Here is a 14,876-nt window from a genome sequence, read left to right on the forward strand (position 1 = left end):
TTCGATCAGGGCCACGACCTTGCCTTCGGACAGGCTGTCGCCCACCTTGACCTTCAGCTCCTTGACCACGCCAGCCACCGAGGACGGCACTTCCATGGTCGCCTTGTCGCTTTCCAGCGTCACCAGCCCCTGGTCCTTCTTGACCGTGTCGCCGACGGCGACAAGCACCTCGATTACCGGGATATCGCTGTAGTCACCGATATCGGGGACAAGTGCTTCCTTGATTTCGGCCATGGGGATAACTCCGGCAATCTGGTGTAGGGAAACGTCTATTGTGCGGCCAGCGGGGTCCAGCGCCAACCGTTACAGGTGTTTTCAGTACGCACGCAGCCGGGACACGCTGTTGCCCATGGGTTGCGCCTGCCACCAGTCGGTAGCGTATTGTCCCTACGATGTCCGCTTCATGTCGCCAGTGCGTCTGCCACCGGCTGCCAGGCCTGGCGCAGGCGCGGCAGCGACCAGGCCGCATTGGCCGGGCTGGTCGACGGCAGTACCACCCGTTTCGGCGGGGCCTCCAACCGTGGCAGCACCCAACGCTGGAATGCCTGCGCTGACGCGGCGCCATTGCAGCCGACCAGCTTCAGCTCGGGCAACGCGGCGATCAGTTCCGGCAGTGCATTGGGCACTTCCGTGCCACGCACGATGTCCGCATCCAGACTGCCCCGGCGCTCACAGCGGCCGATCACATCCCACAGGCCGATGCCTGCGGCGTTCAACGCCTGCAGCCGCGCTGCATAGGGCAGATCCGCACTGAAGCCACAGATATCGGCCATCAACGGCCAGAAACGGTTGCGCGGATGCGCGTAGTAGCGCTGCTCCTGCAGCGACGCCACGCCTGGCATCGAGCCCAGCAGCAGCACGCGGCACTGCACGTTCACCTGCGCTTGCAGGCCAATGCACAACGTTGCTTCGCTCACATCTTCTCCAACTGCATGAATGTCAGCGAGGGCCGAAAACCCCATGAATACAGGCATTCCGCACCCGTCGCTGAACAAGGAAAACTATTTTTTAACGTGCGTCGGATTCGATTCATGTTGGTGCGACTACGGTGTGCTCGCCCCGCAACCGGGGGCCCAAAACAAGAAACATTAGGAGATACCCCCATGCGCTCCATCCGTATCCTGAGTCTCGCCCTGCTGACCTCCGCCGCCTTTGCACCGGCCGCTTTCGCCCAGGACAGCAGCAGCACCGACACTGCCTCGGGCAAGCATTTTGCCGTGGTTGGCGGCATCTCGCTGCTGGAACCGAAGAACGACCCGATCACCGGCGTGAAGAAGACCGATGGCGGCCCGGCGCCGACCGTCAGCTTCAGCTACTACATCAACGATAACTGGGCCGTTGAACTGTGGGGCGCTGCCGACAAGTTCGAAAACAAGTTCAAGGGCCCGAACAACGCCCGCCTGGGCTCGGTCGAGCAGCAGCCGGTCGCGCTGAGCGGCCAGTACCACTTCGGCCAGGCTGACAACGTGTTCCGCCCGTTCGTGGGCGTGGGCTACTACCAGTCGAGCTTCAGCAACGAGAAGCTGGGCAACGGCGCTGACACCGACATCCGCTTCAAGGATGCCAAGGGCGTGATCGGTACCGTCGGCGTGGACATGAACATCAACTCCACCTGGTTCGCCCGTGCCGACGCCCGCTACATGCGCGCCCGCCCGGACGTGAAGGTTGGCGGCGAAAAGATCGGCGAAGCCAAGATGGATCCGTGGACCGTCGGCTTCGGCATCGGCGCCCGCTTCTGATCCAGGCTGCACCTGCTTCACTGATGTAACGCGACGGGCCCTTCGGGGCCCGTCGTCGTTTCCGTCACCCGCGTTCCACCTGTAGAGCCGAGCCCATGCTCGGCTGCTTTTATGTAGAGTCGAGCCCATGCTCGACTATCGGGAAAGCAGCCGAGCATGGGCTCGGCTCTAGACAAACAGGGTGCGAAGGCGCGATGGAGGAAGTCGACCTGCTGGTGATCGGTGGCGGCATCAACGGCGCCGGCATCGCCCGTGATGCCAGCGGACGCGGACTGCGCGTCCTGCTGTGCGAACAGCATGACCTGGCCGCGCATACCTCCAGTGCCAGCAGCAAACTGGTCCACGGCGGCCTTCGCTACCTCGAACAGGGCGAATTCGGCCTGGTGCGCAAAGCGCTGGGTGAGCGTGAGACGGTACGCCGGCAAGCCCCTCACCTGGTCCATCCTCTGCGATTCGTCCTGCCCTGGGAACCGCACCTGCGCCCGCGCTGGATGCTGCGCGCGGGACTGTGGCTGTACGACCATCTGGGCCGGCGCAGCCCTGCGTTTCCCGCATCGCACGCACTGGACCTGCAACGCGATCCGCTGGGTCGCTGGCTCTCCCCCTCGCTGCGCATCGGCTTCAGCTACGCCGATGCGCAGGTCGATGACGCGCGGCTGGTGCTGCTCAACGCCCTGGATGCCGCGCAGCGCGGCGCACAGGTGCGGGTCCCCAGCCGCTGCATCGACCTGCGCCCCGTTCACGGCCGATGGCAGGCCGTTCTGGAATCCGCCGATGGCCAGCCGCACCCGGTGACTGCGCGCGCCGTTGCCAATGCGGCTGGTCCGTGGGCCGGCGGCCTGCTGGAACAGATGCAGGGGCGCGGCGATGGCCCCGCGCTGCGCCTGGTGCAGGGCAGCCACATCGTGCTGCGCCGCCCCTGGCCCAGCGACAGCGCCTGCCTGCTGCAGCAGCCCGATGGGCGCGTGGTGTTCCTTCTGCCCTTCGCCCACGACCACCTGCTGGTCGGCACCACCGACACCGACTATCGCGGTGACCCGGCGCGCTGCAGCGGGTCCCTGCGGAGGTGACGTACCTGTGTGATGCGGCCAATCGCTACCTGCGTGATCCCATCGCAGCGGAGGAGGTGGCCTGGCGGTTCGCTGGCGTACGCCCGTTGCTGGCCGATCCCGATCCGCGTGCGGCACGACTCAGCCGTGATTACCGCCTGCAGTTGCAGTCCCACCCGGCACCGGCGCTGCACGTGCTGGGAGGCAAGCTCACCACCTACCGGGTGCTGGCCGAGGAAGCGCTGGAGCTGCTGCGGCCGGCGCTGCCGCAGATGGGCCCGGCGTGGACGGCAGGCGGAGACCCGCTGCCTGGCAGCGACTGGGGCGACGCCACGCAGGCGTGCTCGCGCCTGCAGTTGCTGGCACCGTGGTTGCCCGAGGAAATCGCACGCCGCTGGGCCGACGCCTACGGCAGCCGCAGCGCGGAGCTGCTGCATGGCCTGCAGGGTGTGAACGATCTTGGCGAAGACTTTGGCGGCGGCCTGCACGCGCGGGAAGTCGCTTTCCTGCGTGAGCGCGAACGGGCCTCGAATGCCGAGGACGTGCTGTGGCGGCGGAGCAAGCTGGGGTTGCGGCTGGATGCGGCGCAGGTGGCGCGGCTGCAGGCGTGGATGGGGCAAGCCAGCGTGTAGAGCCGGGCCATGCTCGGTTGCATCCGCACAACACAGCCGAGCATGGCCCGGCTCTGCAGGAAGCTGAGGTACCTTACCCCGACCGCTCTACCGGAGACGCTGCATGACGCCCCGCTACGTGCTGGCCATCGACCAGGGCACCACCAGTTCGCGCGCGATCCTGTTCGACCGTGCCGGCGACATCGTCGGCAGTGCACAGCGCGAATTCGCACAGATCTTCCCCCAGCCCGGCTGGGTCGAGCATGACCCGCGCGAGATCCTTACCAGCGTCTACGCCACGCTGACCGAACTGCTCAGCCGCGAACAGATCGATCCGCGCCATATTGCTGCGCTGGGCATCACCAACCAGCGCGAAACCACCGTGGTCTGGGACCGCGCCAGCGGCCAGCCCATCCATAATGCGATCGTCTGGCAATCGCGGCAGAGCCACGCCATCTGCGAGCGGCTGAAGTCCGACGGGCATGAAGCGCTGGCCCGCGAGCGGACCGGCCTGCTGATCGACGCCTATTTCTCCGCGACCAAGGTGCGCTGGATCCTCGACCACGTGGAAGGTGCGCAGCAGCGCGCCGAGCGTGGCGAGCTCCTGTTCGGCACCATCGACAGCTGGCTGGTGTGAACCTCAGCGGTGGCCAGGCGCACGTGACCGATTACAGCAATGCCGCGCGCACCCTGCTGTTCAACATCCACACGCTGGACTGGGATGAAGACCTGCTGGCGCTGCTGGACATCCCGCGCGCGATGCTGCCGCAGGTGCGCGACTCCAGTGCGGTGTACGCACACACCCGGCCGCAGTTCTTCTTCGACCACCCGATCCCGATCGCCGGCATCGCCGGTGACCAGCAGGCGGCGCTGTTCGGCCAGGCCTGCTTCCAGCCGGGCATGGTCAAGAACACCTACGGCACCGGTTGCTTCATGCTGATGCACACCGGCACGCAGGCGGTACGCTCGCGCAACGGCCTGCTGACCACCATCGCCTGGGGACTGGACGGGCGCGTCGAATATGCGCTGGAGGGGTCGATCTTCGTCGCCGGTTCTGTCGTGCAGTGGCTGCGCGATGGGCTGCGCATGATCGAACGCGCCGGTGACAGCCAAGCGCTGGCCGCACAGGTACCCGACAGTGGCGGCGCCTACCTGGTGCCGGCGTTTGTCGGCCTGGGTGCGCCCTATTGGCGCAGTGATGTGCGCGGTGCGATGTTTGGATTGACCCGTGGCACGCGCAAGGCGCACTTCGTGCGCGCCGCGCTGGAAGCGATGGCCTACCAGACCCGCGACGTGCTCGATGCAATGCAGTCCGATGCCGGTATCGCGCTGACCGAACTGCGCGCCGATGGCGGTGCGATCGGCAACGACTTCCTGGCCAGCTTCCAGGCAGACATCCTCGGTGTGCCGCTGCTGCGGCCGCGGTTGACCGAAACCACCGCGCTCGGTGCGGCCTATCTGGCCGGCCTGGCCGTCGGGTTCTGGTCCAGCCGCGAACAGATCGCCGCGCAGTGGGGCCTGGACCGGCGCTTCGAGCCACAGATAGACGTGGCCCGGCGCGAGAAGCTGTATGCGGGATGGCAGCAGGCGGTTGCCGCCACCCTCGCCTTCCACGTGGATTGAAGGTAGTGCCGGCCGCTGGCCGGCAACCCCATGATCTCTGGTGGCGTTTGCAGATTGCCGGCCAGCGGCCGGCACTACCACACGGTCAGTACACGGTCAGAACGCCGGCAGCACCGCGCCCTTGTACTTGGTCTCGATGAAGGCCTTCACCTGCGGACTGGTCAGGGCCTTGGCCAGTTTCTGCACACGGGCGTCGTCCTTGTTGTCCGGGCGCGCGACCAGGAAGTTCACGTAGGGCGAATCCTTGCTCTCGATCGCCAGAGCGTCCTTGGTCGGGTTGAGGCCGGCATCCAGCGCGTAGTTGGTGTTGATCAGTGCCAGGTCCACCTGGTCCAGCACGCGCGGCAGCATCGCCGAGTCGAGTTCGCGGAACTTCAGGTTCTTCGGGTTGGCGGTGATGTCACGCAGGGTCGACAGCGCGTTGGCCGGATCCTTCAGCTCGATCACGCCGGCCTTGTGCAGCAGGATCAGCGCGCGGCTGTTGTTGCTCGGGTCGTTCGGGATCACCACATCTGCGCCTTCGCGCAGCTCGGCCAGCGACTTGACCTTGCGCGAATAGGCGCCGAACGGCTCGATGTGCACGCCGATCACCTTCACCAGATCGGTCTTGCGATCGCGGTTGTAGGCATCCAGGTACGGCTCGGTCTGGAAGTAGTTGGCGTCCACCTGCTTCTGCACCAGCTGGTCGTTGGGCTGCACGTAGTCATTGAACACGCGCACGTCCAGGTCCACGCCTTCCTGCTTGAGGATCGGCTTGACCACCTCGAGGATCTCGGCATGCGGCACGGCCGTGGCGGCCACCACCAGCTTCTGCGAGGGCTCGCCGGACGTGCCGCAGGCGGTCAGGGCCAGCGCAGCGGCGAGCAGGGGCAGCAACAGGGTCTTCTTCATGGGCGGAAGGGTTCTCGGGGGGAATGTCAGGAGTTGTCGTAGTTGCTCAGGGCGAGCTCAAGCAGCGCCTTGGCCTGCTCGCGCAGCATGATCGGCTCGATGATCTCGGCATCCGAACCATAGTGCAGCACGTCCATCAGCAGCTCGCGCGAGACGCTGTACGGCACCTTCAGTTCGTAGCGGCCATCGGCCAGGAAGCGGCCCTGCTGCTTGGAATGCCAGTGCTCGTCGGCCACCCAGCGCGCGGCCTTGGCGCTGAACAGGATGGTCGCCCAGCCCTTCGGCGCACCCGAAAAAATGCCATAGCTGGCGCCGAGCTGCTCGTCCAGCTCGCTGTCGGCGACATCGCGGGCGGTGCTGTCGATCACCCGTGCCTTGTGGATGCGGTCCACGGCGAAACTGCGCAGCGCCTCGCGGTCATGGTCCCAGGCATCCAGGTACCAGTTGTCGCGATAATGGGTCAGGCGCTGCGGCGAGACGGTACGCTTGGTCGGCTCGTCGGTGGAACGGGCACGGTACTCGAACGCCAGCTGGCGGCGCTCCAGCACGGCCGATGCGACGCTGCGGAAGCTGCCTTCGTCAAACTTGCGGCCACGGTGCGGAATCACCCGCACGCGGTCCACCGGCCAGCTGGACACGCCCGCCTGGGCCGCCAGCAGGCTCTCGATGCGCTGCTGCAGCGGCGCCAGCACCGAAGACAGCACGCCACCGCCGGTGCGCGCCAGCAGGTGTTGCGAAGCCAGCAGGGCATGCAGCTCCTCCGAGCTGAGCCATAGGCCAGGCAGTTCGAAGCGGTCGCTCTCGTCGGCCTGGTAACGGAAGCCTGCCTCGCCGTCGCCCTCGATCGGTGCCATCAGCGCATCGCGCAGGAAGGCCAGGTCGCGGTAGACGGTGGCACGGGAACAACCGAGCTTGTCCTGCAGGGTCGCCACCGTCACCGGATAGCGTGCGGACTTGAGCAGACGATGCAGGGCGGTGATGCGTTCGTATCGGTCCATGCCCCCGATTATGTCCGAGTCGCGGGTCTTGTGTGGGACGTTTGGGCTATCGTGGTCGCCCCCACCCCATGGAATGCCCGATGCGCCGGTTGTCTGCCCTGTCCCTGCTGGCCTGCCTGCTGCTGGCCGCCTGTGATCGCGCGCCGGCGCCGGCCAGTACCGAAGCCCCCGTGCCCGCGGCCGATCCGGCCCAGGTCGTACTGGGCGCCAGCCAACGCTTTGCGGCCCTGCGCAGCTTCCACGCCGAACTGGAGGTGCTGGGCGCGCCGCAGCGGGTACGCAGCGCCATGGACTTCGTCGCCCCCGACCGCTTCCGGGTGGAGACGCCGGCCGGTCCGCAGACCATCATCGGCGACACCCTGTTCCTGCAGGCCGACGGTGCGATCCGCCAGGTGCCGGCCCCGCCCGGCCTGCTCGAGCAGTGGCGCAACCCGCTGCCGGCCGACGCCCTGCCCGCCGACCTGCAGGCCGAGGACCTCGGCAGCCAGGCGCTGGACGGGGTCGAGACCCGTCACTACCGACTGCGCGGCAGCCAGCCCGGTGAACGCCTGGAGTACTGGGTGGATGCCCAGGGCCTGCCACGCCAGATCGTGCGCAGCGGCAGCAGCAATGGCCGCAGTTTCCAGCTGCGGCTGCGCTATTCGCGCTTCAACGACCCGGCGTTGCGCGTCAATCTGCCCTGAATGGGCGGTCGCGGCAACGTCTGCTGAAGCGGGCGTTTGGATCGATTCGGACCGCCATCACGCTTCCAGTATCATCACCGGCTGTCAACCGCTTCGGAGTAGTCCCGATGTTCCTGCGCGTGTCCCTGCTGATCCCCCTGCTGCTGTGCGCGCCGCTCGCGTACGCACAGGATGCCTCCGAACTGGCGGCGATGTCTTCGCCGTGGAGCGGCAGTGGCGGCGAGCTCGGCTTCGCTTCGGCACGCGGCAACAGCAGCACCGAGAGCTTCAACGGCCGCCTGCGCCTTCGCTACACCGACGGCGACTGGGTTCACAGCATGGACCTGGCCGGCCTGCGCTCCAGCTCCAAGGTGACCGAGACCCGCGATGACGGCACCACCACCCGCCGCAACAACACCACGGCCAATCGCTACACCGGCAGTGCCGGCAGCGCGCTGCAGCTGGGCGAGCACCGCCAGCTGACGGCCACGGTGCGTACCGAGCGCGACGACTTCGCCACCTACGACCGCCAGAGCTCGTTCGGCCTGGGTTACGGCACCCGCCTGTGGAACACCGAGCGCTTCTCGTTCGACGCGCAGATCGGTCCCGGTGTGCGCCGCACCCACAGCACCGAGGACGACCGCACCCGCACCGGCATGATCGGCCGCGGCCTGTTCGACATGAAGTACTCGCTGACCGACAACACCGATCTGGTGAACACGCTGCTGGTCGAGTCCGGTTCGTACAACACCTTCGGCCAGAACGACTTCGGCGTCTCGGTGAGCATGAACGAGCACTTGGCGCTGAAGGCCGGCTGGCAGGCGCGTTACAACAGCGACGTCGCTGTCGACAAGCGCAAGACCGATACGCTGACCACGATGAACGTGGTCTACAAGTTCAAATAAGCAGAACGGGCCGCTGGCCGGCAACTGCATTCAATCGGGGCACGAGGTTGCCGGCCAGCGGCCGGCACTACCTGCGATGGTTCAGACGTTCAGCAGTTCGCCGGCACCGGCATCCAGCAGCATGTTCGCCACGCGCTGGCCCAGCGCTTCCGGGGCATTGGCCGGGCCCACCGCCTCGGCACGCACCGCACGGCCATCGCTGGCGCTGCCAACCAGCCCCTGCAGGTGCAGGTCGTCGCCCTGCCACTGCGCGATGGCCGCCACCGGCACATGGCAGCTGCCATGCAGCGCACGGTTCATTGCCCGCTCGGCTTCCACGCAGGCACGGGTAGCCGCGTCATCAAGCTGGCCGAACAGCGCCCTCAGGTGCGCATTGCCGCCATCGCACTCCACCGCCACCGCGCCCTGCGCCGGGGCCGGCAACCACTGCGGCGGCTGCAGGCGCGCGACGATGCGCTCACCCAGGCCCAGACGCTCCAGGCCGGCCACGGCCAGCACGATGGCGTCGTAGCCACCATTGTCGAGCTTGGCCAGGCGGGTGTTGACGTTGCCGCGCAGGTCCAGCAGTTCCAGGTCCGGGCGCAGCGCGCGCAGCTGCGCCTGGCGACGCAGCGACGAGGTCCCGACCCGCGCACCGATCGGCAGCGCGTCCAGCGAGGCGTACAGGTTGGAGACGAAGCCATCGGCCGGATCGTGTCGGGGCAGGATTGCCGGCAGCGCGAAGGGCTCGTCCAGTTCCATCGGCACGTCCTTCAAAGAATGCACGGCGCAGTCGGCCTCACCGCGCAGCATGGCCAGCTCCAGTTCCTTCAGGAACAGGCCCTTGCCACCGATCGCGGCCAGCGAGCGGTCGAGCACCTCGTCACCGCGGGTGCTCATCGGCACCAGTTCCACATGCAGGCCGGGATGGGCCTGGCGCAGGCGGTCGGCGACGTGTTCGCTCTGCCAGAGGGCGAGCGGGCTCTTGCGGGTGGCGATGCGGACGGTTTCCATCCGGTCATTATCGCGCCTCCGGCGCGGATACGGCCAACGGCGGAGCCCCTCGTGGCTGGAGCGAACTGCTGGATCATTGCACTAGGCCGGGCGGGGCGGGTTCGCGGGGGACGCCGTGAATCCGTCCGTGGAGGCTTGGCCGCGGCATCCATGCCGCGGACACCCCCGCGAACCCGCCCCGCCCGGCCTCTGACAGTTTCCGTGTGCATCAGCCACGGAAGATCAAAAGAAAGAATCAAAAGCCGATTGCTTCCGGGGTCAGATCCCTTTTCCGCAGGAAAAGGGATCTGACCCCTCTTTCCCCACCCGATAACAACAATGCCTTTGCCGTCCGACGCGGGAAAAACGAGAGGGTTGGGCCGGGGTGGGGTGGCGGGACCGTTGGCGCCATGGATGGCGCCATCGAGCTACAGGGATGTACTTGCAGCGTGTCCCGCCACCCCACCCCGGCCCGACCCAGTACGTAGCACCAACGAGCCGACCAACCGCCGTTGCAGTTGCCGTTGCAGTTGCCGTTGCAGTTGCCGTTGCAGTTGCCGTTGCTCCAGACGTTGCTCGTAAGCAGTCGCGGCCGCAGGCCGCGCGGACCACTCACAGATGCCGCAGTTCCTGCTTCAGCGTCGCCACGCAGCGGCGGCTGACTTCCAGCGGTTGCTTGCCATGGCGCAGCATCGCCTGCACCTGGCCGCCCGTGCCACGACGCAGCTCCACCAGCTCATGGCGTGCCACCAGGCAGTTGCGATGGATGCGGATGAAGCGGCTGGCGAACTCCTCTTCCAGCGACTTCAGTGACTCTTCGATCAAGTCTTCTCCACGTGCGTGGTGCACCACCACGTACTTCTCTTCGGCCTGCAGGTAGTGGATGTCGTCCAGCGGAATCAGGCGCAGGCTGCCGCGCAGGCGTGCGCACAGCATGCTCCGTGCCTGTTGCCCACGACGGTCCTGCGGCTGGCCATCACGGCCGGCCAGGAACGTGCGTGCGCGTGCAATCGCCGCCGCCAGGCGTTCGGCGCGCACTGGTTTCATCAGATAGTCGATCGCCGCAGCCTCGAACGCCGACAGCGCATGCGCATCGTAGGCGGTGCAGAACACCACCGCCGGCCGGGGTTCGAAGCTGGCCAGATGACGGGCCGCTTCCAGGCCATCCAGCCCGGGCATGGCGATATCCAGAAGGACCAGGTCCGGCTGCAGCTCCGCGCACGCGTGCAGGGCCTGCTCGCCGTTACCGGCCTCGGCCACCACGACCACGCCGTCCTGCGCGGCCAACAGGCTGCGCAGGCGCTCGCGCGCCAGCGGTTCGTCATCGGCGATGACTACCCTCACGATCGCTCCCTCACTGGATCGGCACTGTCACCTGGCAGGCATAGTAGCCCTCGCTCCAGCCAGCCGTCATCCGCGCGGCGCTGCCGAAACGCCAGGCCAGCCGATGGCCGATGCTGTGCTGGGCATGGCCGGCACCGCGCGCCAGGGCCAGTCCGGGCGCCTGCGGGTCGGGCGCCGGGTTGCGCACGCAGATCTGCAGCTCGTTGCCCTCGCGCACCAGCTGCAGCTCGATGGTGCCGCCCTCGGGCAGCCGCGAGATGCCATGCAGCACGGCGTTCTCCACCAGCGGCTGCAGTACCAGGCGAGGCAGGGGAAGATTCCAGGGCAGCGGCTCATCGCGCTGCCAGCGCACCTGCAGACGCTCGCCCAGGCGCAGTGATTCAATCGACAGGTAGCGCTCGGCCAGCTCGCATTCGTCACGCAGGGTGGAATCGCCCTCGCCCGCGCCTAGGGCAGCACGGAACAGATCGGACAGGTCCAGCACCGCACGCTCGGCCACCGCCGGATCGCGATGCAGCAGGCTGGCGATCAGGTTCATGCTGTTGAACAGGAAATGGGGGCGGATCCGCGCCTGCAGCGCATCGGCCTGTGCGCGTGCGTTGGCCTGCACCTGCGCGGCCCAGCGGTCACTCACGTAGAAATAGCGCAGGGCCAGCGCGGTGATCAGCGCGGTGGTGGCCGCGCTGCCCAGCGTGAAGCGCCAGAAGCTGATGCCGCGGGCGAAGTTGTCGCCCAGCACCGCGTACAGCGCATGCACGATGCCGGCGCAGACCACGGCGATCAGTGTCGCCAGTGCGATGGCCGCCACAGCCCCAAGCACCTGCGGCAGCCTCGACAGCGCCTGCCGCAGCAGGCACAGGCTGGCGGTCACCGCCAGCGCAAGCCACAACGCGAAGCCGCTGGCCGACAGCAGTTCGCCGAAGGTCCAGTGACGGCTACCGTCGGGCGCCAGCGCCAGTACCACCACCACCAGCTCGGCCAGGCCGAGCATCGCCGCCAGCCGCGGCAGGCGGCACAGTTCCGGCATCCACGGCGGGGCGCTGGCCGGTGACATGGCTCAGGCAGCGCCCAGGCGTTCCTGCAACCAGTCACCCAGCGCCTGGATTTCTTCGGCGCAGACCTGGTGGGCCATCGGATAGCTGTGCCACTCCACCTCCAGGCCCATCGCCTGCAGGGCCTGCGCGCTGTGTACGGCCACCGCCTGCGGAATCACCGGGTCGTTGCTGCCATGGGCCATGAACACCGGCACCTGCACCGCACCGTCAGCGCACTTGGCGCTCTCGGCCTCGGGCAGGTAGGTGGACAGTGCAATCAGGCCGGCCAGTGGCGCCGTGCGTGACAGTGCGGCGGTCAGGATGATCGCGCCACCCTGCGAGAAACCGGCCAGGAAGATCTTCTCCGGAGCGATGCCGCGCTCGATCTCACGCGCGATCAGCGCATCCAGCTGCAGTACCGAGTCCTGCACGCCGGCCATGTCGGCGCGCGAGCGGAAATCCATGCCGACGATGTCGTACCAGCCGCGCATCGGCACGCCGTTGTTGATCGTGATCGGCCGCACCGGCGCATGCGGGAACACGAAGCGCAGCGCTGGCCAGTGCGGACGCACCAGCTCCGGCACGATCGGCGCGAAGTCGTGACCGTCGGCGCCAAGGCCGTGCAGCCAGATCACCGACCACTGCGGCGAGGCGCCGGTTTCCTGTTCCGCCGTTTGCAGCATGATGTGGCTCCTTCAAGTTCGAGCCGCATTATGCCGCTGCCGCGGGGCGATCAGTACAGCGGCGGTTGTTCGGCCGCTTCCCGGCGCAGCTGTGCAGCGCGTACCAGCACCGGCGGCGGGATGTTCTCTTCGGGGATATCGAGCAGGCCAAGCCGATGCAGGAAGGCACCCGGCCCGCGCGATGACGTCAGCGCCACCACCGGGACCGCCAGCACCATGCCGATCACCACCGGCGCCATCCACGCGGCCAGCGACGGCGATACGGCCCAGGCCAGCACGCCCATGAAGGCACCGAATACGCCGAGGCCGCCATAGCCGCGGATCAGCGCCAGCCACGAGATACCACCGTCGTCACGCTGCTGCGCGTCCCAGCCGGAATCGCGCCCGGACAGCACTTCGGCGACGCCGCGCGACTGCACGTACATCACCACCGGCGCCATCAGCGCGGCCAGTACGGTTTCCACCAGCATCGAAACGAACGCGCGGATCGCGCCACCACAGCCACGACGGTCGACCGGCTCCAGAAGCATTGCCAGGTACCCCAGCACCTTGGGCAGCAGCAGCACGGCCATGGTGGCAGCGAACAGGCGAACCACCTGTTCTTCGTCCTGTGCGCGCCAGTAAACGCTGGGCGACAGGTGCAGCAGGGCGTTGAAATCAATGCCTTCCTGGAACAATGGAATGGCGATGCCGATCAGCATCAGCATCGCCCACATCGGCGCGGTGAAGTAATGGCCGATGCCGATCAGCATGTGCGTGCGGCTGATCCAGTGCAGGCCACGGCTGCCGACCACCTTGCCGTGTTGCAGGTTGCCCTGGCACCAGCGGCGGTCGCGCACCAGCAGGTCAGTCAGTGTCGGAGGGCCTTCCTCGTAGCTGCCACCCAGGTAGGGCACCATGTGCGCGGCCCAGCCACCACGCCGCATCAGCGCCGCTTCGACGAAGTCATGGCTGAGCACATGGCCGCCGAACGGCTTGCGTCCTGGTAGCGCTGGCAGGCCGGCGTGGTCTGCGAAGGCGCGGGTGCGGATGATGGCATTGTGGCCCCAATAGTTGCTCTCGGCGCCATGCCACCAGGCCACGCCACGCGCAATCACCGGCCCGTACACGCGGCCACCGAACTGCTGCATGCGCGCGAACAGGGTACGGCCACCGATGACCGACGGCAGGGTCTGGATCAGGCCGACGTCGGCGTTGTGTTCCATGCCGGCCACCAGGCGCACGATGCTGTCGCCGGTCATCAGGCTGTCGGCGTCCAGGATCAGCATCTGCGGGTAGGCGCCGCCGAAGCGGCGCACCCAGTCGGCGATGTTGCCGGCCTTGCGCCCGCTGTTGTCGCCACGGCGGCGGTAGAACAGCCGCACCCGGCCATCAGGTACACGCTCGCGCAGTTCGGCAAACACCTGTTCCTCGGCACCGGCGATGTCCTCGCGGCGGGTGTCGCTGAGCACGAAGAAGTCGAAGCGGTCGAGCTGGCCGGTGGCCGCCACCGACTCGTAGATCGCCTGCAGGCCCGCCAGCAGGCGGCGCGGGTCTTCGTTGTAGGTTGGCATCAGCAGCGCGGTGCGGCTGTGTACCGTAGGCAGCGGCTTGTCCGGATCGATGCCCAGCCGGTAACCCCGGTCGAACACCGCCGTCAGGAAGCCGGCCACGGCACTGGCGAACGACAGCGCAATCCAGGCGAACAGGCCGACGAACAGCACCAGCAGGCAGGCTTCAAGCACGCTGATGCCATTGGCCGACAGCACCCGCCACATCATCCGGGTAGCGATGGCGGTCATCGCCAGCGTGCCGCCGAAGATGTAGAACCGGCGCAGGCCGATCAGCCGCGGCGAGGTGCGGTGGCGTCGAACCTTCAGATGGCCCTCGCGCAGGGTCTGCTCGGGCATCTGCAACGGCGATTCCACCGGCAGCAGCGCCCAGCCGGCATCAAGCCGGGGCGTATCCGCTTCCGCATGGATGGTCTGCACCCCCATTGCCGCCTACTCCGCGCGGTCGGCACGGCCGGCCATCCCGGCCGGGCTGCATGCACCAAGGTTCCCGGCGCGCTTTCCCGGCGCCCGCACTTGTCCTGGCTGCGTCGGCCTCACGCCGCGCAGTCGCTGTCTGTCACTACCGGAACCCACACGATCTCCAACGGGGCGGAATCGAAAATGCGGCCCAGTCTAGGGCGCCGGATGTAAGCCGGGTGCGAAGGCCTACGCCGGGATTTCTCCCCATTCAGCAAACAGCAGGCGAGTCTGGCAGCCAGGTATCGGATGTCACCTCGTCGCCTCCTGTACTGGATCGTAACAAATGCGAACGGTTATCATTTCATGAACTAGGCAGGTTGCCGTTGTCCGCACGGTCAAAACCCACCCAGCTG

Annotated in this window: 12 protein-coding genes and 2 pseudogenes; 5 read left to right on the forward strand and 9 right to left on the reverse strand. The window is 67.3% G+C overall.

Features of this window, described 5'->3' with window-relative positions:
• Positions 1-234: biotin/lipoyl-containing protein (locus BN1263_RS00005; protein ID WP_080398745.1), on the reverse strand; the 234-nt coding region annotated here is incomplete at its 3' end.
• 167 nt (positions 235-401) lie between these two features.
• Complete coding sequence (locus BN1263_RS00010; protein WP_058978691.1) at positions 402-917, reverse strand: DNA-deoxyinosine glycosylase; 516 nt, start codon at positions 915-917, stop codon at positions 402-404.
• A gap of 186 nt (positions 918-1,103) precedes the next feature.
• Here BN1263_RS00010 and BN1263_RS00015 point away from each other — a divergent pair, with 186 nt between their 5' ends.
• The 3 genes and pseudogenes from BN1263_RS00015 to glpK all read left to right on the forward strand — a co-directional run bounded on the left by BN1263_RS00015 (position 1,104) and on the right by glpK (position 5,022).
• Positions 1,104-1,739, forward strand: a complete 636-nt coding sequence (locus BN1263_RS00015) for an OmpW/AlkL family protein (RefSeq protein WP_019660737.1) — start codon at positions 1,104-1,106, stop codon at positions 1,737-1,739.
• 194 nt (positions 1,740-1,933) lie between these two features.
• A pseudogene (gene glpD, locus BN1263_RS00020) lies at positions 1,934-3,420 on the forward strand (glycerol-3-phosphate dehydrogenase).
• Between the two features lie 103 nt (positions 3,421-3,523).
• Positions 3,524-5,022 (forward strand): annotated as a pseudogene (glpK, locus tag BN1263_RS00025) (glycerol kinase GlpK).
• Between the two features lie 96 nt (positions 5,023-5,118).
• Here the strand turns inward: glpK and BN1263_RS00030 are convergent.
• Both BN1263_RS00030 and BN1263_RS00035 read right to left on the reverse strand, forming a co-directional pair.
• Positions 5,119-5,913 carry a MetQ/NlpA family ABC transporter substrate-binding protein gene (locus BN1263_RS00030; protein WP_058978693.1) on the reverse strand — a complete coding sequence of 265 codons (795 nt, stop codon included), beginning with the start codon at positions 5,911-5,913 and terminating at the stop codon, positions 5,119-5,121.
• Between the two features lie 26 nt (positions 5,914-5,939).
• The gene (locus BN1263_RS00035; protein ID WP_058978695.1) at positions 5,940-6,911 is read right to left on the reverse strand and encodes a helix-turn-helix transcriptional regulator; all 972 of its coding nucleotides are present in this window, start codon (positions 6,909-6,911) and stop codon (positions 5,940-5,942) included.
• An 80-nt stretch (positions 6,912-6,991) separates the two neighbouring features.
• Between BN1263_RS00035 and BN1263_RS00040 the strand changes: the two genes are divergently transcribed.
• Together BN1263_RS00040 and BN1263_RS00045 are read left to right on the forward strand one after the other, a co-directional pair.
• Positions 6,992-7,594 carry a LolA-like protein gene (locus tag BN1263_RS00040; RefSeq protein WP_058978697.1) on the forward strand — a complete coding sequence of 201 codons (603 nt, stop codon included), beginning with the start codon at positions 6,992-6,994 and terminating at the stop codon, positions 7,592-7,594.
• 107 nt (positions 7,595-7,701) lie between these two features.
• Positions 7,702-8,478, forward strand: coding sequence for a DUF481 domain-containing protein (locus BN1263_RS00045; RefSeq protein ID WP_019660743.1), 777 nt, complete (start codon positions 7,702-7,704; stop codon positions 8,476-8,478).
• Between the two features lie 81 nt (positions 8,479-8,559).
• On the opposite strand, the gene hemC is transcribed toward BN1263_RS00045, so the two are convergent.
• The 5 genes from hemC to mdoH form a co-directional block, all read right to left on the reverse strand.
• Positions 8,560-9,471 carry a hydroxymethylbilane synthase gene (gene hemC, locus BN1263_RS00050; RefSeq protein ID WP_058978700.1) on the reverse strand — a complete coding sequence of 304 codons (912 nt, stop codon included), beginning with the start codon at positions 9,469-9,471 and terminating at the stop codon, positions 8,560-8,562.
• A 591-nt stretch (positions 9,472-10,062) separates the two neighbouring features.
• Entirely contained in the window at positions 10,063-10,794 is a 732-nt protein-coding gene (locus tag BN1263_RS00055; protein WP_058978702.1) for a LytR/AlgR family response regulator transcription factor, read from the reverse strand.
• A gap of 10 nt (positions 10,795-10,804) precedes the next feature.
• On the reverse strand, positions 10,805-11,848 hold the full coding sequence (locus tag BN1263_RS00060) for a sensor histidine kinase (protein ID WP_058978703.1): 1,044 nt from the start codon (positions 11,846-11,848) through the stop codon (positions 10,805-10,807).
• A gap of 3 nt (positions 11,849-11,851) precedes the next feature.
• Positions 11,852-12,511, reverse strand: coding sequence for an alpha/beta hydrolase (locus BN1263_RS00065; RefSeq protein WP_080398746.1), 660 nt, complete (start codon positions 12,509-12,511; stop codon positions 11,852-11,854).
• Between the two features lie 50 nt (positions 12,512-12,561).
• The gene (gene mdoH / locus BN1263_RS00070; protein WP_058978707.1) at positions 12,562-14,487 is read right to left on the reverse strand and encodes a glucans biosynthesis glucosyltransferase MdoH; all 1,926 of its coding nucleotides are present in this window, start codon (positions 14,485-14,487) and stop codon (positions 12,562-12,564) included.
• Positions 14,488-14,876 lie beyond the last annotated feature (389 nt).

Origin of the sequence: Stenotrophomonas thermophila (assembly GCF_001499715.1) — a bacterium.
Lineage (GTDB): Bacteria > Pseudomonadota > Gammaproteobacteria > Xanthomonadales > Xanthomonadaceae > Stenotrophomonas > Stenotrophomonas hibiscicola.